Source organism: Sulfurimonas sp. HSL1-2, from assembly GCF_039645565.1.
GTDB classification, from domain to species: Bacteria; Campylobacterota; Campylobacteria; order Campylobacterales; family Sulfurimonadaceae; genus Thiomicrolovo; species Thiomicrolovo zhangzhouensis.
The window spans coordinates 1,747,419-1,764,848 of sequence record NZ_CP147914.1 but is presented as its reverse complement, the minus strand read 5'-3'; the positions used below and the strand labels follow the sequence as shown (position 1 = coordinate 1,764,848).

The window sequence follows — 17,430 nt, the reverse complement described above, 5'->3', positions numbered from 1 at the left end:
CCAAAATCATCAGGCCGCTTTTATCCTCTTGGCCTATAATCCACTGCAATGAAAAAAATCATCATCGGCGACGAGGTCAAAGGCACGGTCGAGATGCCGGAGACTCCAAACGCCTACGCCATCTTTAACGCCGTTAAAAAAGCCTATACACAGCAGAAACCGCCGACGCTTTCGCTGCTCTTCTCCGCGGAGAAGATCAAGGCGCTGGGGCGTTACCAGAAGGGCGGGGCGCAGGCTGAACAGGTCGAGCTGCAGCTCTTCATCGACATGGGGAAGGTGCTGGGATTCGATACGGCGGAGGCGGAGGCGCTGAAACTGCAGATCGAGCTGACCAACGACAACGCCCATGTCCACCTTAACATCTCCAAGAGGCTGAAACTGCTCAACCAGAAACGCCGTGTGCGCACGCGGAAGGCTTACCTCTTCTGGGATATCGAGAACTTCGGCCCCATCGGCCCGATGTTCACTCACGTTATCGAGAAGTTCAACGTCCCCGACGACCGTATCTACCTGGCGGCGAACCCCGACTCGCTCTACCTCAAACGGCGGGAGTGGGAGGCGGAGCTGTACGATTACGGCAAACGGCTTGAGTCGTTCAATTTTACCGTCGTCGATCACGGCAAGAACGTGGCGGACGATTTTCTGCTGGGGGAGTTCGAGCGGCTGAAGCTGCGGCAGGCCGACGTCTTCATCATGACCTACGACCGGGAACTCAAAGAGCGTTTCCAGGCGGCCTGCCATGGCAGCAACAACCTCTATACGCTGGGGAAATAGCGGCGGTTATTTTTTCGGTTCGCTCTTTTTGAGCTTTTCCGCTTTGATGCGGATCATCGGGCGTTTGGGCTTGGTGCTTTCGGGCTTTTTCTCCTGGGAAGAGGCAGGTTTCCCCGGCCCTTTCTGCGCGTCGTAAGGTTTCTTTTCCCCTTTGTAGGGCGGTTTCTTTTTCACATCATAGGGCTTTTTGCCGCCGCTTTTTTTGCGTTTCTCTTCCCACTCTTTTTTGGCCGCCAGGCTCTCTTCGGTATGGGGCTTTCCGTCGGCGCGGTGGTTGCGTTCGCCGGTCTTGCCGGAGAACATCGGCTTGCCGTTCTCGTCGGTGCCGATATAGCGTGAGACGCCGCTCTCTTTCGGTTTGCGGGGCGCACCTTTCCCCTTCGGCTTGACCGGTGCTTTTTTCGGTGCCGCTTCTTCGTAGAGGCGTGCGGAGGGTTTTTTGTAGCGTTTCGGGCGCTGTGTCGGCGCGGCGCTCTCTTCGGGGGCAAAGCCCTCCGGGCGCTCCTGGGAGATGGCGCGGCCCAGCAGCATCTCGATGCCCATCAGCCGCGGGCGGTCCGCTTCGCCCAGCAGGACAAGGGCGGCTTCGCGGGCCAGGGCCATACGGTCGACATAGCGCTGCGGCGCCTCCGGCAGGTCGTAGCTGATCAGCAGGTCGCAGCTTTCCGCGCCCTCCAGGGCATCGTCGCTAAGGACGGTGACGGTTTCGGGGACGTTGATGGCCGCAGCGTCGCCGGCGGTGACGACGCTGATCTTTCGGCCGGCGTTTTCTGCGAGCAGCTGGGCAAGCAGTTCGTCTTTGCGGGTATCTTCACAGAGAAGAAGGCGGTGGTTCTGGCGTTTGAACGCTACGGATGGGATAGCCATGGTTGGTCCTTGGTAATGCAGGGAAAAAAGCTACGGATTTTCGGTACGCTCCGCCGCTGCGAATGATGGTGGAATTATAGCGTTTTTTCACTCGGGCGGGGCCCGAAGAGCTCAATCCTTCCGTTTTGCAAGCAGATTGTCCAGGGCGTCGCCGAGGTGTTCAAAGCGGAAGGTGAAACCGGCATCGAGCAGGCGGCGCGGTACGGCCCACTGCCCGCCGGCGATCACCTGTGCCCCTTCGCCGAAAACGAGGCGCAGGAACCAGTAGGGCAGCCGCATGAAGGTGGGGCGGTGCAGCCGTGTTCCCAGTGCCTCGGTAAGTTCCTTGTTGGTCGAAACCCGGGGCGCGACGAGGTTGTAGATCCCCCGCATTTGGGTATCGGAAATGGCGCGGGCAAAGGCTTCGCAGAGGTCGCCGATGTGGATCCAGGAGAGGTACTGCTTCCCGTCGCCGACCACCCCGCCGAGGCCGAGCCGGAAGGCGGGCAGCATCCGCGAAAGCATCCCCCCGTTGCCCAGGACGATGCCCAGGCGGAAGATGACCGTTCGTACACCGTAGGCTTTGACTTCCGTCGCGGCGGCTTCCCACTGGCGGCAGAGTTCGCTCAGGAAGGTGTAGGCATATTCCTCGCTCAGTTCGTCATGCCACTTTTTCGACGGATAGATACCGACGGCGGAACCGCCGATATAGAGCGAGGGTTTGACCTCCAGCAGGCCGATCGCCTCGACGAGGCGTTCCGTCGTGCCGACGCGGCTGGAGACGAGCAGCGCTTTGTAACGGCGGCTCCAGCGGCGGTCGACGGGGGCCCCGGCGATATTGATGATGACATCGGCGCCGATGAGCTTCTCGGCCAGCGCCTCGGCCGGGAGCGCGAGGTCGCTGCGGCCGAGCGGCACGACCGCCCACCCCTCCGCTTCAAATCGTCTCCGCAGGTGTTTCCCGACAAACCCGGTGGCACCGCCCATGGCAATTCTCATTCCGCCCTCCGTTGTGAAATTCTATTATCATTGTAGCGAAGGTGCCCGAAATTTGCACAGGGGTATAATGGCAGAAAAAGTTCTGTCCTCAAGGAGGCGCTATGATTGCGTGGAAGACGACCAAGGCTGCTGTATTCAGACGGCGCACGGGGACCCTCAAACCCATCGCCGAAGTGGAGGCGGTGCCGCTGGAGGGGCTGATCAAAATCGACCGCCAGAAGCAGGCGCTGGTCGAGAACACGGAGAACTTCCTGGCGGGGCGCTTCGCGAACAACGTGCTGCTCTGGGGGAGCCGCGGGACGGGGAAGTCCTCGCTGGTCAAGGCACTGCTGCAGGCCTACTTTGAGGAGGGGCTGCGGATCGTTGAGTTTTTCAAGGAGGATCTCTCCTACCTGCCGGAGGTGATCGACGAGCTGCGCGACGAGCCCTACCGCTTCATCCTCTACCTCGACGATCTCACGTTCGGAGAGACGGACCTCTCCTACACCTACCTCAAAAGCGCGATGGAGGGTTCCATCGAGAGCGCACCGGAAAACGTCCGGGTCTACGCCACCTCGAACCGCCGCCACCTCGTCCCCGAATACATGAGCGACAATGCCGGTACGACAGTCAGGGACGGCGAGCTGCATTACGGCGACAGTGTCGAGGAGAAGATCTCGCTGGCGGACCGTTTCGGGCTCTGGCTCTCTTTTTACCAGGGAACGCAGGACGATTACCTGGCCATGGTGGAACACTATTTCAAAGGGGTCGAGGTCGAGCGGGAGACACTGATGCGCGAAGCGCTGCGCTTCGCGGCCGGGCGGGCGTCGCGCAGCGGACGGACGGCCAAGCAGTTCTACCTGCATTTCATGCAGCAGCTCGGGCGCTGAGGTGCCCGGCGTGCACCGTTCCTCCCGTGAAGGCGTGATGCGCGCTTGTTACGCGGTGGCTTTTACAAGTCCCGTGATTTTGGAAACGACCTGTTCGCGGTAGGCTTCGGCCATCAGGCGTACACCGCGGTGCATCTGCGCGGGGTCGGTGTGGGTGAAGTTGAGCCGGAGCTCGTCGAGCGCAGGCGTTCCCGGGTAGAACTCGCTGCCGGGAACGAAAGCGACCCCGTGCTCCAGGCAGCGGTTGACCAGCATTCTCGTATCGTAGCCGGGCAGCCTTCCGTAGAGGAACATGCCGCCGTGGGGCTCGTCGAAAATGAAATCGGGAAGCTGCGTCCGCAGTGCGCCGGCGAGTGCATTTTTCTTGGCCCGGTAGTGGATGCGGAGGGTTGAGAGGTGGCGGTCAAGCCCCTCGGCGTCCCAAAACGCGTCGATCAGGCGCTGGTCCAGCGTCGACGTATGCAGGTCGATCGCCTCTTTGACAATGATCAGCCGGCGCAGGTTCGCCTCGCTGGCCCGGACCCATCCGACCCTCAGGCCGGGGGCCAGGATCTTGGAAAAGGAGCCCAGGTGGAAGCTGCGTTCGGGCATCGCCGCGCTGATGGGCCGGGAGGCATGGTCGAAATAGAGCTCGCTGTAGGGGGCGTCTTCGATCAGCAGAGCATCCGCGTCCAGCAGCGCTTTGGTAGCGGCATTGCGTTTGGCGTCGCTGTAGCGCAGCCCCGTCGGGTTCTGGAAGTCCGGGATCAGGTAGGCCGCCCCCGTCCTGGCGATGCTGCGTCTGAACGGTGTCATCGCGATACCGTCGTGTTCCAGGGCGACCCCATCGGTTTTCGTCTTCGCCAGACGGAACGCGCCGAGCGCACCGAGATAGGCGGGCAGCTCGACGGTGACCCCGAAGGGAAGCATGCTCAGGGCGATGAGATTGATGGCCTGCTGGGAACCGGTGGTGATGAGGATCTCGTCCGCACGGGTTTCGAAACCCGCGTCGGTATAGCGCTGCGCGATCTTTTCGCGCAGGGGGGCGTAGCCCTGCGAACGCGAATACTGCAACGAAGCGGGATCGGACAGGACCCTGTCTGCCGCGACTTTGAATGCGTCGATCGGGAAGAGGTCGGCGTCGGGAAGCCCGCCGGCGAATGAAATGGTGTCCGCGGTGATAACATCCAGGATCTCCCGGATAAATTGGCGTTTCATTTTGTATCCTTTTGTATGAACGCGATGATACGCCGATTCCGAAGATATCTCTTCAATATTTCTTGCATAAAACTATGCAGATCTTGCTAAAATGGTCTTATGAAGAAAGAGACGCTGCGCCACCACGCTCACGTGGTCAATGATGCGCTGTATTACATCTACCGCCATATCGACTCGCCGATCACCCTGGAGGTGCTTGCAGAGCGCAACCGTACGAGCGTGTACCATTTCCACCGGATCTTCAAGGAGGTGACGGGGCGGAACTTCTACGATACCCTGCAGTCCATCCGGCTGCAGAAGGCGGCCAACCTGCTGATTGTCAACAAGAAAGAGAAGGTGTCGGCGATCGCGCAGCAGTGCGGCTACAGCACGCATTCGGCGTTTATCCGCGCCTTCAGGCAGCGCTACAGCCTCACCCCGACGCAGTGGCGCGAAGGGGGCTACCTCGATTTTTCAAAGGAGAACATCCGCTACTCGGACAACGCGCCGCGGATAACGTCGGATTTTACCGGGCTGAAACCGGAGATTGTCAAGATGCCCGCCATCCGTGTCGCCTACATCCGTCACCGGGGCTACAACCGCTCCATTGCCGACGTCTGGCGGCGGCTCTATGCGTACGCGGTCGAACACGGCCTGGAGTCTGCCCGGCAGATCGGGCTCCACCACGACAACCCCTCGATCGTGCCGCTGAACGAATGCGCCTACGTCGCGGCCATCGAGATCCCCGAGACGTTCGAAGTGACGGGTAGCGTCTCCAGCTTCGTCATCCCGCCGTCGCTGTGCGCACGCTTTACGATGCAGGGGCGCTACGGCGAGGTACCGAACCTGATCCGCCACATCTACCATACGTGGCTGCCGGAGAGCGGGTTCGAGGCGAAGACCCTTCCGCCCTACGTCGTCTACCGCCGGAACCATTTTCTTGAACGCGATGAACGTTTCGACCTGGACTTCTACCTGCCCATCAGTGTGATCTGAGAGGATCTGTCCGCTTTAAAAAAGAGGGAGGTGTGCGAGAAAGGGGTGGTTTTGCTTAGGGTGGGGAAGGATGTCCGGGCGGGCCGTCGGCCCGTTCCGGCTGAAGGGAAAAGGGCCTGTGTCAGCGCGACATGCCGCCGCACTTCATCCCCCCGCATTTCATGCCGCTGTTCTTCATGCCGCCGTTCTTCGCACCGCTGTTCTTCATCCCGCCGCCCTTCATGCCGCCTTTGATCATGTTCTGCCTGATCATCTTTTTGACCATCGGGGCGGTAAAGGCGCGTTTGAACACGGGGCGCTGCTCCGGGGTCAGGGTGGCGTAGATGCTGTTAAAGAGTTCGGTCATGGCGTCCATCTTCGCATCAAACTGCTTCTGCTGGAACGCTTTGAACTGTTTGGCATCGAAGGCACTGTCGCCGAAGGCGTCGATCGGGAACGTTTTGGCCGCTTTGCGCGTCATCATCTTCGCCTTGAAGGTGTTGATGGCGTCGGTGACGGCCTGGGTCTGCGCGGTACTGAGCCCCGTCTGGCTGACGGCGTCAACGACTTTGCGGGCAATGTGCATTTTGTTGTCGCTGCTGCCGTGCATTCCCTGCATGCCGCTCTGCCCGCTGCATGCGGAAGCCGAGGTGGTAGTGATGGCGAGGGCTGCGGCCGCGATAAGGGCCATTTTTGCGAAAGGTTTCATCCTGAGAACTCCTGTGAATGGTTAAGTGAAACCATTGTAGGACAAAGGCATTAATTTTCAGTTAATTTCGTGCACTGCGCTCCGCTTTTTGAAGCCGGTGTTGATCCGCAGTTTCAGCCCGAGGTAGTACCCCTTGGTGATGAGTTTTTTGAGCAGGTAGGCCGTGTAGCCTTTGACCCGGATGACGCCGAAGAGTTCGCCGACGGCATAGCGGCCGCCGAGGGCGACGAAGACCCCGTCGACCTTGGCATGGAAGGGGGCGACGGGCCTGCCCTCGAGGCGTTTTTTGATCGCGTCCGCGACGTATTCGGCGCTTTTCTCCGCCGTTTGGGCCGTCGGCGGCAGGAGATTGCCCGCCGTATCCCTGAGTTCGACGCAGTCCCCGACGGCATAGACGTTCATGTGCGGTGCGAGCCGCAGGTAGGCGTCGGGGAGGATCTGGCCGAGCCGGTTGGTCTCGCGGGCCGGCTCGGAGGCGGGGGTGTTGGCGATGATCCCCCCGGTAAAGATCATGAAACAGTAGGGGAGGCGCGTCTCGTCCTTGAGATGGATGATGCCGTCTTCGACCCTGTCGATAAAGGCGTTAGTCAGGATCCGGATGCCGAGGGATTCCAGGCGCATCGTCGTGCTGCGGACGATGTAGTCGCTCATCCCCGGCAGGATCGACGGGGCCGCGTCGATGAGGGTGATCCGGATCTTTTTGGCGTTGGTACCGAGGGTTTTGTGGTGTTTTTCGATGACGTCGGCCATCTCGGCGGCGATCTCGACGCCGCTCAGCCCCGCCCCGCCGATGGCGATATGCAGTTCGCCGGGCGCCGGGTCACGGGGCTCTTCGACCTTGGTGTAGACGAGCTGTTCGAAGGTCTGGCGGAAAGCGAAGGCGCGCTGGAGGTTCTTGACCCCGTAGCTGTTCTCCCGCAGTCCCTTGATGAATGCGAAGAAGTTCGTGCGCGCCCCGGTCGCGATGATAAGGCTGTCGTATCCCAGGCGCTCTTCTTCGAGGAGGACCGTCCGCGCTTCCGGGTCGATGCCGGTGATCTCGGCCTGCACGAAGCGGACACGGCTGCCGAAACCCCGGCACCAGTTTGCCAGGTCTATGGTGATGTCGTGAATGTCGAAGCGCCCTGCGATGTAGCCGTAGGCTTCGGTCTGCAGGTAGTGGTAGGGGTGGCGATCCACCAGCGTGATGCGGAAGCGCGGGTCGCCGACGAGATGCTCGACGGCCCTGAGACCGCCGTAGCCGCCGCCGAGAATGACGATGTGTTCTTGCTGCATTAATTATCCTTTTTTGACCAGAAGTCCGGCCGCGACGATCATGGCGATGCCCAGCCAGACGGCGGCGTCGGGGAAGCCGTCGCCGAGCATGATGCCGAAACCGACGGCGAAGGGGATGTTCGTATAGCTCACCGCCCCGATGATCCCTGCCTTGCTGAAACTGTACGCCTTGGTGAGCAGCCACTGCGAGAGGGTGGAGATAAGGGCCATGAATGCGATCAGTGCCCACACCTTCGGCGACGTGGGCCAGAAGAACGCAGGAAAGAGGAATGCAAGGGCGTCGGGCGCGTTTACGAAGGGGGCGAGGGCGAAGAGCACCAGCGGCGCGAGGGCGCCAACCCCCATAAAAGAGAGGACGATGACGCGGGTGTCGTAGACGTGGCGGATCGTCTTGATGGTCGCGTAGGCGGAGGCGGCGAAGAAGCCGCCGAGCAGCCCGAGGAAGTGCTCGTACCCCATCAGCATCCCCGTCGGCTTGGAGATGAAGAGAACCCCGGTGAAGCCGATGACGAGCGCCGCGACAGCGTAGCGGCTGAGGTGTTCCTTCATCAGGAAAAAAGCGAGAATGGAGACGAAGAGCGGGGAGGTCTTGTTGAGCGTGATCGCTTCGCCCAGGGGGATGACGGTGATCGTATAGAAAAAGAGGATCATCGCACTGAAGCCGAAAAAGCCGCGCAGCAGCAGCAGGTGCAGTTTGCCGCCGGGCAGCGCGGGCGGAGTGTGGCGCAGCATCACGAGGATGATGACGACCCCGATGAGGTTCCGGAAAAAGACGATCTCCAGCGCGCTCAGGTCGTCGCCGAGCAGCTTCGCGACGGCACCGTTGAGCGCGGAGATAAGGGCGCTGAGCAGCATGAAGAGCACGCCGCGGTCGGTCTGGGAGAGAAACTTTTTCACACTGGGAAGACTTTTTTGGCGGAAGTATACTCTAATTGGCCGGGCTGTTTGGCGCTGCAGTGGCTATTCTGAAGGCAGGCTTGATCCTGCCGCTAACCCGAATTCCTTCTCATCCCTTTACCTGGATAAGTTATGATAATAAAAGTACGCTCACAGAAAGGAGCATATCATGGCATTCGAACTGATGAAACTGCCGTACGAAGCGACGGCGCTGGAACCCAACATCTCTGCCGAAACGGTCTCCTTCCATTACGGGAAACACCATGCCGGCTACGTCAACAAACTGAACGGCCTGATCGAGGGGACCCCCTTCGAAGAGGCACCGCTGCTCAATATCATCCGAGACGCGGAGGGCGGCATCTTCAACAACGCCGCCCAGGTCTTCAACCACGATTTCTACTGGCTGGGTCTCTCCGCAGGTGCCACGGTGCCGTCGGCGGAGCTCGCCGAGATGATTGCGCGCGACTTCGGTTCGATGGAGGGCTTCAAGGGTGCCTTCCTCGCCGCGGCGGCCGGGCTGTTCGGGTCGGGGTGGACCTGGCTCGTACTGAGCGCCGAGAACACCCTGGTGATCGAGACGACCTCCAACGCCGATACGCCCGTACGCTACGGACGGCGGCCGCTGCTGGTCTGCGACGTCTGGGAGCACGCCTATTACATCGACCGCCGCAACGCCCGGCCGGAGTACCTGGAGAAGTGGTGGCAGCTGATCAACTGGCGCTTCGTTTCCGACAACCTCGCCGCGGAGGAGAACGACCCCATCGCCGGCTACAGCCAGCCGTGCAACGACAACACCGAGGTGTGCGACTACGTCGATACGATGCAGGCAAACGAAACGACCGCCACGTAAACAGGCGTGACGGCCTCCACAACAACGCTTTTTAGAAAGGAGGAGGCCATGACTTCGCGTGAACTCGCGGCGTATGACGGCCGTGAAGGAAGACCTGCCTATGTTGCCTATAAAGGGAAGGTCTACGACGTTTCCGAGAGCCCGATGTGGGCGGAGGGGAACCACCAGGGGATGCACCAGGCAGGTCGGGACCTGACCCCGATGCTCGAGGGTGCCCCGCACGGCGAGGAGGTGTTTGAACGCTACAGCGTCGTCGGCACCCTGGAAGCGGAGCCGCGGCAGCAGGCCGACGACGACCCGCCCGCTCCCCCGGACAGTGCAAAGGAACGCCGCCGCCGCTGGCAGGCGCTTTACCGCCGCTACCATCCCCATCCTATGACCGTTCATTTCCCCATCGCCCTTCACCTTTTTGCCACGCTGATGGACCTGCTCTTTTTCGCCGTGCCGACTGCGCTCTATGCCGCCGCCGTTTTCTATACCTTCCTGGCGGCGACGGTTATGGGGGCGGTCGCGATGGTACCGGGGCTGATCAGCTGGCGGATCAATTACGGCGGCATCTGGCGCCGCCCCTTCGCCGTCAAGATCATTCTTTCCGTAGCGATGCTGGTGGCCGGGGTTGTCGCGATCGTGCTCTATATGGAAGAACCGGGCATCGTTTACACGTGGCGGGCCGAAAGCATTGCCTACCATGCGATCGTCCTGCTGACGGGCGCGGGGGTAATCGTGCTCGGCTACTACGGCGGCAAGATCACCTGGGGCGAGAGCATGCCTTATCCCCAGGTGCAAACAACCTCCACACCCGCTCCCGCGGCGGCATCCGGGCCTGCGCCTTCGCCGGAGACGGATGCGAAACTGCCTTCGGCAGGACGGTATGAGGTGCCATTTGCCGCAGACGCTTCCCTGCCGCCGCTGCTGGGACCTCTGTCGGCAGCCTCAACCCCGCCCGGAACTGCGCAGAGTCTCTCCATACTGATCGGCGGGGCGGCAGGTATGGGGATCGATACGCTTGAGAAGCTGCTCAGTGACGCCTTTGTCCGAAGCGGCTACTACGTCTATTCGAGCAAGGAGTTCATGTCCCGGGTCCGCGGGGGGAGCAATACGACCCTTATCCGTATCGCCGATGCCCCGCTGCAGGCCCCCTGCTGGGAGGTGGACCTCTTTATTGCGCTCGATGCCCTGGCCCTGACCCATGCCGCGCCGCGCCTGACCGTGCAAACGGTCGTGCTGACCGATGAGCGTTTTGCGGCGGAGGCGCCCGGCGCGATCGCCGTTGCGATGCAGCGCGAGGCGCAGCGGCTGGGCGACGCGCGTTACGCCAACACCTATGCCGCCGGGCTGGTCTACGGGATGCTCGGCCTTGAGAGCGACACCCTGAAGGCTGTCGTGCAGGCACGGTTTTCCGGGGATGAGGGGAATGCCGCCGCGGTGCAGGCCGGGGCCGAAGCGGGCCGTACCCTTCAGCACCCTCCGCTGCCGCCATTGCCCCATTCCCATCCCGAAGGGGCCGCAGCCCTGCACCTGATGGACGGCACGACCGCCTGCGGCTTCGGCTTTCTCGCCGGGGGGTGCAACTTCGTCGCCTCCTACCCCATGTCCCCCTCCACGGGGGTGCTGAACTTTATGGCGGGGATGTCCAAACGTTTTGAGATCGCCGTGGAACAGAGCGAGGACGAGATCGCTTCGATCCACCTTGTGATGGGGGCGTGGTACGCCGGGGCGCGGGCGCTGACGACGACCTCGGGGGGCGGGTTTGCATTGATGGGCGAGGGGATCAGCCTCTCGGGCATCACGGAGACCCCCGCCGTCGTCTATCTCGCGCAGCGGCCCGGTCCGGCGACGGGGCTGCCGACCCGCAGCGAGCAGGGCGATCTGAACCTGGCGCTGCATTCGGGGCACGGCCCCTTCCCGCGGATCGTGCTTGCCCCGGGTTCACTGCATGAATGCGTCGAACTGGGCCACCTTGCCTTTGAGCTGGCCGACCGCTGGCAGGTGCCCGTCATCGTGCTCAGCGACCAGTACCTCGCCGATACGATGGCGATGACGGGCGATGTCGATTTCGCCGCATTCGCACAGCGGCGCTACATTGTGCCGGCTGCCGAAACCTACAACCGCTATGTTGATACCCCCTCGGGCGTCAGTCCCCGGGCCGTCCCGGGCGGCGGCGAGGGGCTGGTCTGCAGTGACGGGCACGAGCATGACGCAAGGGGGCAGATCACCGAGGATTTCCGTGTCCGCGAGGCGATGGTCGCCAAGCGGGCCCGCAAGGCCGAAGGCATAAGGGCCGAGGCGTGGGCACCGGAAGTGCGCGGGGCAGGCAGCATCGCCGTGATCGGCTGGGGCTCGAGCCGCGGAGCGATTGCCGAGGCCCTGGCACGACTGGGCGACGACCGGACCTGCCAGGTCCACTTCGCCTGGATGCATCCGCTCAACCCCGAACAGCTGTCCTTCCTGGAGACCTACGACTACCGTGTCGTCGTCGAAAACAATGCCGACGGCGCCTTTGCGGAGCAGCTGGCGCTGCACGGCATTGTGGCCGACCGGCGTATTCTGCAAAGCAACGGCTTTGCCTATTTCGCCGATCAGCTGGCAGCGGAACTCGCTGCCGTGCTAAAGGAGCTCTCATGAAACCGTTTGAACGCGAAAACGTCGATATCGGCTGGTGCCCGGGGTGCGGGAACTTCGGCATCCTCACGCTGATCCGCAAGGTGCTGGACGACCTCGGCGCCGAAGGGCGGAGCGTCGTCATCGTCTCAGGCATCGGACAGGCGGCGAAGACGCCCTATTACGTGGACGTCAATATGTTCGGAGTGCTGCACGGGCGTGCCGTACCCGTCGCGACGGCCGTCAAGGCGGCCAACCCCGAACTGACCGTTGTCGCCGAGGGGGGCGACGGCGATATGTACGGGGAGGGGGGCAACCACTTCCTGCATGCCGTCCGCCGCAACGTCGATATCGTGCACATCGTCCATAACAATATGATTTACGGGCTGACCAAGGGGCAGGCGTCGCCGACGAGCCAGAGAGGGATGGAAACGAAGGTGCAGGTCGACGGGGTCGGCAACGAGCCCTTCAACCCCCTGGCCGTGGCGCTGGCGCTGCGGGCGGGGTTCGTCTCCCGGGTCAATATCGGGAACCCCGAACATGCCAAAAGCGTCCTCAAAGCCGCCTTCCTGCACCGCGGTTACGCCCTGGTCGACATCTTTCAGCCCTGCGTGACCTTCAACAAGATCAACACCTTCGGCTGGTTCAAAGAGCATACTTACGAACTGGACGCCTCCCATGACGCGTCCGATCTCGGCGCGGCGATGACGCGGGCGATGGAGACTGGGCCGTTTCCACTGGGTATTTTTTACCGCCGGGAAACGGAGACCTTCGACGAACGCGTCCGCCACGGGCAGCGGCGGCCGCTCTACCTCGCGACCCATGACGCCGCGCACATCCAGGCGCTTTTTGACGCCTACTGAGGCTATTCGAGCTCCGGCGCGCTCCCGCTCTTCCTGACGATGTAGATGAAGTACGAGAAGACAAAGAAGAGCAGGGCGAGCGCCCCGATCAGCGTAGCGGCGTAGGGGAGGTCGTGGTAGTTGGAGATGGAGATCTTGAAAACAACGAGCAGCGCCTCGATCATCAGGGCGATGAGGATGGAGACGGAAAAGTTGAGCAGGGTCTTGACCTTGATTCCCTCGTGGACTTTCTGCGTTTTGGGCATGACCTCCTGGTCGACGATCGTTTTGCCCAGGTCGTAAACGGCCATGCCCAGGGTCAGGGCGATGACGGGCTTGAAGAACATCTCCAGCGAGAGCTCCTCCTCGATGATGAGGTAGTGGCCGAAACTGAAAAGCCCGTAGAGGACGACAATGATCCCCAGCAGCAGCAGGCCCCCGCCGATGATGCCGTAGAGGGTACGGTGGGTCAGCTTGAGGGCGCCGTTGTTCTCGATCAGCATGAAGCGTTCGAGAAGGTTGCGCAGCTGGAAATCCAGCAGGATGTACCCGCCCTTGGCCGTCTTGTAGACGGCGGTGATGCACAGATGCCCCGTCGTCGTGGAGAGGTAGGGTTCATGAAAATAGTAGTCTCCGGTGAGTCTGCTCTCGTCGATAAGGTAGCTGCGGTCTGCGCCGACGGCTGTCGAATCTTTTTTGTGGCGGCTGTGGTTGGCGGAGGTCTGGGCGAACCCTTCGTCGGTTTCGTAGGCCAGCTCCAGGCTCGGGAAGACGGAAAAAATGTGTTTGACGTTTTTTTCCGTCAGATGGACGAGTCCGATCCGCTGGATGGACGCGAGGATGAATTTCTGGATAAGGTCGGCATTTTCTTCGTAAATGGATACTAGGTTCTGCATGGAAACTCCTTCGTAAAATTGTCAAATTCTCTTCCCCGGCACGACCGCGCCGGGAAACTGGAAAAGGAGAAAAATATAATGTCTGGTGTCAAATCGTATTCACGCCGGGCATTGTAGATGAGTTTTCATGCAAAGTCTATTCTTCGGTGATGAATATTTCATCATTCTTGGTGGATAAAAGGGCGTCAGTGCAGGGAGCGGGAGAGGTCGGTCAGGATGCGGCGCGCGTACCAGTAGGTGATGGCGGCAGCGGCAATGACGACGCCGCCGATGCCGAGCCAGACGGAGAGTGCGGCCGGGGCGATGCGGGCCAGTATCCAAAGCACGATCAGCGGCGCGACGACCTGCCGGGCAAGGCTGATATAGAAGATGAACGCGGGCCGTTTGACCCCCTGGAGCATCGCAACGTAGGTGAAGATGACGACGAAGGGGTAGATCAGGAAGGCCTCGACGCGCAGGTAGAGCGCCCCTTCGTCAATGACGCCCGGTACCTTACTGAAAATGTCCATGACCGTTTCGGCACCGGCAAACAGCATGATACCGCCGATGAGGGCGACGACGGCGCCGTAGAAGAGGGAGCGGCCGACCGTCTCGCCGATACGTTCGAAACGGCGGGCGCCGCTGTTCTGGGCAACGATGGCGAGGACCGCGACGTTGAGCCCGACGGCGGGCATCAGGATGATCTGTTCGATACGCATGCCCACCCCGTAGGCCGCGACGACCTCCTGACCGTAGGGCGCGGCAAAATAGGTGATGATGTAGATGCCCGCGGCCATCAGCGCCAGATTGGCACTGGGGGGAATCCCCTGCCGGATCAGTTCGCCCAGCGCCGAGGGATCGAGACGGAAGGGGGTGTTGCCGCGGTAGGCGGGTTTGCTTTTGAAGCGGTAAAAGAGGTAGGCGGCACTCATGGATTCGATGATGACCGTGGCCAGGGCGATGCCTGCCACGCCCATCGGCGCCACGCCGAACCCGCCGCGCACGAACCAGGCGTCCAGCGCGACGTTGATCACGGCGGCGGCCATGAGCACGTTGCGGAAGGAGACGGTGTCTCCGACGGCATTGAGCAGTGCGTTCAAGAAGAAGGTGAAGACGAAGAGTCCCGTCCCGGCGATGATGACATTGATGTAGGCCAGGGCTTCGGCAAGGTAGGCGTCGCTGGCCCCGAGCGAGGCCATCAGGGCAGGGGCGGCGGCAAAGCCTGCGGCCGTCAGCGCCAGCGCGAGCAGGGCACCGAAGAAGAGTGCATTGCCGGCGAGGTGGCGGGCCGTTTCCATTTCGCCGGCCCCCAGCGCATTGCCGACGAGCGCTGTCACCGCCTCGCTCATCCCTTCGGCGAGGGAGATGATGATGAAGAAGATCGGGAAGGAGAGGGAGAGGGCCGCCAGGGCCTGGGTCGAGATCGTCCCCGCGAAGTAGGTATCGGTGATGTTAAAGAGGGTATGAAAAAAAAAGCCGATGCAGGCAGGCACGGCCAACGTCCTGATATGCGTTTTGATACTGCCGCGGGTGAGATCAAGCTGCATGCATTACCATCCGGGTTTTTGTCTATAGTATAGAGCCCCTTGCTTCGTCTTAGGATACCGTTACGGGGGGCGTACACTTTTTAAGCAGGGGGCAAGGCAACTTCTTCTAGTATTTCGTTATATTTTTAAGGATATAACACTTTTGTCGCATTTTGTCGCAAATTTGCGTGGATATCCGCCATTTCTTAGCACTTTAAAAGGAATGGGCGTTGCAGATACCGTTATGTTTATTAAAATATAACGAATGGGCAAGCGCACCAGATAAGGAGATTCATTGAAAACAATCGGATGGATAAGTGCCGCAGCAGCGGGGATGTTGAGTGTATCGGTGTATGCCGCGGATGCGGCCCTGCCGAAGCAGGCGCTCAACGCGAACTATACGCTGGTATATAACGATGTGCCCGGGCAGGCGGAGCACTTTTCGGAAATGTTCAGCGGCGGGGTCTTCTACGGCCGGCTGCGTTCAAACACCTTCTACTACCAGTGGGAAGACGAGACGGCGAAGCAGGACAATCATATTATCTCGGCCCTCGGCGGATCGCTGGTCTATAACAGTGCGACCTTCGGCGGGTTTGATTTCGGGATGGGCCTCTACTACTCCCAGGCCTTTTTCGACAACAACGACGACCCGATCGGCCTGATTAAACCGGGCAAGGATGTTCTCAGCCGCTACGATTACGTCAATACGGAGAACAAGGGAATGGGTGTCGTAGGACAGGCCTATATCGCCTACAGCGGCATTCCCAAAATGCGCATCGCCGTCGGCCGTCAGCTGGTGGAGACTTTCTATACCAAATCCAACGACACGAAAATGATCCCGAACACTTTTGACGGGATCGTTATCGATACGACAGCGGTGCCGGCGACGGCGGTGAAAGTAGCGTACCTCGCCGAGCAGAAACTGCGCGACCATACGCAGGCGCACGCCGTTTTGATGTACGGGGATGCGAACAGCAGCAGTTCGGAGCATCCGGAGTGGAGTGAAAACGACGACTCCGCGATGCACAAGGGGCTTACCTACACGGCGCTCAAAGCTGCCGGCAAACCGACGGATGCGCCGCTGATCACGGGGGATCTGCACAATACGGCCATCCCCAACCTGAAACTCGACGCCTCCTTCTACATCGTCCCGGAACTCGTCAGCGAGCTTATGGCGGAGGCGAACTACAAGATCAGCCTCGGCAGCGTATCGCTGACACCGGGCATTCGCTATATCCAGCAGTTTGACAACGGGGCCGGGAAGGTCGGCGGCGCGGCGTACAGCGGCAAACTTGCAGGCCAGAGCGGTGCGACCGGCGGCTATGAAGAGGCCGACTCCCTTGACGCCCAGATGCTCGCCGCCCGGCTCGTGGCGCAGATGGGCAAGTACAAGCTCAACGTCGGCTATACCCAGGTCTTTGACGAAGCGGACCTGATCACTCCGTGGCGCGGCTTCCCGACGGCGGGCTACACCCGTTCGATGGCCCGCTACAACTGGATGGCAAACACGAAGAGCTACCGCGTCGAGCTGCAGCGCGCCGCCAACAAAACCGGCGTCTTTACCGACATTTTCGTCCAGGCCTCCATCCTCCATACCGATGCGGACGAGTCGAAGGGGTACTCTGACGAGAACTACTACTACCTCGGCTTTGTCCAGAACCTGCCGATGCTGGCCGACCTTCAGTGGCGGCTGCGCCTGGGCTACAACGACACCGAGAAAACGGATGCCGACAGCCTGGATGCCCGTTTCGAGATCAACTACCTCTTCTAAAGGAGCGGAGGATGATGATCAGTGCGCGTAACCAGATCGATGCCGATATCGTCTCGGTGTGCCGGGACGGGGTCAGTGCTCTGCTGGAGCTCAAAACACTGCAGGGAACACATCTGTTCGCTTCGATCACCGGGAATGCCTCTGAGGCCCTCTCCGTCAGGGAGGGGGACCGGGTCATCGCTTTTTTCAAGGATTCGCACGTGCTGGTCGCGACCGGGTGGGTCATCCCCATCAGTGCCCGAAACCGGCTCGAAGGGGTCGTCGAAAGCATCCACCGCGGCGTCGTCAATGCGGAAGTACGGATCCGGCTCGGCGGCGGGGACCGCATCAGCGCGACCGTGACCGACGACGCCGTTTCCAACCTGGCGCTGCAGCCGGGGATGCCCGTTGTCGCGATCGTCAAAGCCTCGGACATGATGATCGCCAAACCTGTCCGATAAAAAGA

Annotated in this window: 16 protein-coding genes; 8 read left to right on the top strand and 8 right to left on the bottom strand. The window is 61.0% G+C overall.

Features of this window, described 5'->3' with window-relative positions; all coding sequences use genetic code 11:
• Positions 1-48 precede the first annotated feature (48 nt).
• The gene (locus WCX18_RS09120; RefSeq protein ID WP_345987288.1) at positions 49-774 is read left to right on the top strand and encodes a hypothetical protein; all 726 of its coding nucleotides are present in this window, start codon (positions 49-51) and stop codon (positions 772-774) included.
• Positions 775-780: 6 nt separating this feature from the next.
• Here the strand turns inward: WCX18_RS09120 and WCX18_RS09115 are convergent, their stop codons facing one another.
• Together WCX18_RS09115 and WCX18_RS09110 are read right to left on the bottom strand one after the other, a co-directional pair.
• Positions 781-1,641, bottom strand: a complete 861-nt coding sequence (locus WCX18_RS09115; RefSeq protein WP_345987287.1) for a hypothetical protein — start codon at positions 1,639-1,641, stop codon at positions 781-783.
• A 111-nt stretch (positions 1,642-1,752) separates the two neighbouring features.
• A complete protein-coding gene (locus WCX18_RS09110; protein WP_345987286.1) occupies positions 1,753-2,619 on the bottom strand; it encodes a TIGR01777 family oxidoreductase in 867 nt (288 codons plus the stop codon).
• Between the two features lie 101 nt (positions 2,620-2,720).
• On the opposite strand from WCX18_RS09110, the gene WCX18_RS09105 reads away from it, so the two are divergent.
• Positions 2,721-3,488: an ATP-binding protein gene (locus WCX18_RS09105; RefSeq protein WP_345987285.1), complete on the top strand. Its 768-nt coding sequence runs from the start codon at positions 2,721-2,723 to the stop codon at positions 3,486-3,488.
• Between the two features lie 48 nt (positions 3,489-3,536).
• Here WCX18_RS09105 and WCX18_RS09100 read toward each other — a convergent pair whose 3' ends face one another.
• Positions 3,537-4,685, bottom strand: coding sequence for a PLP-dependent aminotransferase family protein (locus WCX18_RS09100; protein ID WP_345987284.1), 1,149 nt, complete (start codon positions 4,683-4,685; stop codon positions 3,537-3,539).
• Between the two features lie 99 nt (positions 4,686-4,784).
• On the opposite strand from WCX18_RS09100, the gene WCX18_RS09095 reads away from it, so the two are divergent.
• On the top strand, positions 4,785-5,660 hold the full coding sequence (locus WCX18_RS09095; RefSeq protein ID WP_345984857.1) for an AraC family transcriptional regulator: 876 nt from the start codon (positions 4,785-4,787) through the stop codon (positions 5,658-5,660).
• A gap of 121 nt (positions 5,661-5,781) precedes the next feature.
• On the opposite strand, the gene WCX18_RS09090 is transcribed toward WCX18_RS09095, so the two are convergent.
• The 3 genes from WCX18_RS09090 to WCX18_RS09080 are packed head-to-tail and all read right to left on the bottom strand — an operon-like array spanning position 5,782 to position 8,520.
• Positions 5,782-6,348 carry a Spy/CpxP family protein refolding chaperone gene (locus tag WCX18_RS09090; RefSeq protein WP_345987283.1) on the bottom strand — a complete coding sequence of 189 codons (567 nt, stop codon included), beginning with the start codon at positions 6,346-6,348 and terminating at the stop codon, positions 5,782-5,784.
• Positions 6,349-6,405: 57 nt separating this feature from the next.
• Complete coding sequence (locus WCX18_RS09085) at positions 6,406-7,623, bottom strand: NAD(P)/FAD-dependent oxidoreductase (protein ID WP_345987282.1); 1,218 nt, start codon at positions 7,621-7,623, stop codon at positions 6,406-6,408.
• A gap of 3 nt (positions 7,624-7,626) precedes the next feature.
• Positions 7,627-8,520: a DMT family transporter gene (locus WCX18_RS09080; protein WP_345987281.1), complete on the bottom strand. Its 894-nt coding sequence runs from the start codon at positions 8,518-8,520 to the stop codon at positions 7,627-7,629.
• 169 nt (positions 8,521-8,689) lie between these two features.
• Here WCX18_RS09080 and WCX18_RS09075 point away from each other — a divergent pair, with 169 nt between their 5' ends.
• The 3 genes from WCX18_RS09075 to WCX18_RS09065 are packed head-to-tail and all read left to right on the top strand — an operon-like array spanning position 8,690 to position 12,834.
• Complete coding sequence (locus WCX18_RS09075) at positions 8,690-9,370, top strand: superoxide dismutase (protein WP_345987280.1); 681 nt, start codon at positions 8,690-8,692, stop codon at positions 9,368-9,370.
• A 48-nt stretch (positions 9,371-9,418) separates the two neighbouring features.
• Positions 9,419-11,995 carry a 2-oxoacid:acceptor oxidoreductase subunit alpha gene (locus WCX18_RS09070; protein WP_345987279.1) on the top strand — a complete coding sequence of 859 codons (2,577 nt, stop codon included), beginning with the start codon at positions 9,419-9,421 and terminating at the stop codon, positions 11,993-11,995.
• Entirely contained in the window at positions 11,992-12,834 is an 843-nt protein-coding gene (locus tag WCX18_RS09065) for a thiamine pyrophosphate-dependent enzyme (protein ID WP_345987278.1), read from the top strand. Before WCX18_RS09070 ends, WCX18_RS09065 begins: the two co-directional genes overlap by 4 nt.
• A 2-nt stretch (positions 12,835-12,836) precedes the next feature.
• On the opposite strand, the gene WCX18_RS09060 is transcribed toward WCX18_RS09065, so the two are convergent.
• Together WCX18_RS09060 and WCX18_RS09055 are read right to left on the bottom strand one after the other, a co-directional pair.
• The gene (locus tag WCX18_RS09060) at positions 12,837-13,709 is read right to left on the bottom strand and encodes a hypothetical protein (RefSeq protein WP_345987277.1); all 873 of its coding nucleotides are present in this window, start codon (positions 13,707-13,709) and stop codon (positions 12,837-12,839) included.
• Between the two features lie 185 nt (positions 13,710-13,894).
• Positions 13,895-15,235, bottom strand: a complete 1,341-nt coding sequence (locus WCX18_RS09055; protein WP_345987276.1) for an MATE family efflux transporter — start codon at positions 15,233-15,235, stop codon at positions 13,895-13,897.
• A 274-nt stretch (positions 15,236-15,509) separates the two neighbouring features.
• On the opposite strand from WCX18_RS09055, the gene WCX18_RS09050 reads away from it, so the two are divergent.
• Together WCX18_RS09050 and WCX18_RS09045 are read left to right on the top strand one after the other, a co-directional pair.
• Positions 15,510-16,985 (top strand): hypothetical protein, encoded by a 1,476-nt coding sequence (locus tag WCX18_RS09050; protein ID WP_345987275.1) that lies wholly within the window; start codon positions 15,510-15,512, stop codon positions 16,983-16,985.
• A gap of 11 nt (positions 16,986-16,996) precedes the next feature.
• On the top strand, positions 16,997-17,425 hold the full coding sequence (locus tag WCX18_RS09045) for a TOBE domain-containing protein (RefSeq protein ID WP_345987274.1): 429 nt from the start codon (positions 16,997-16,999) through the stop codon (positions 17,423-17,425).
• The last annotated feature ends 5 nt before the right edge of the window (positions 17,426-17,430 follow it).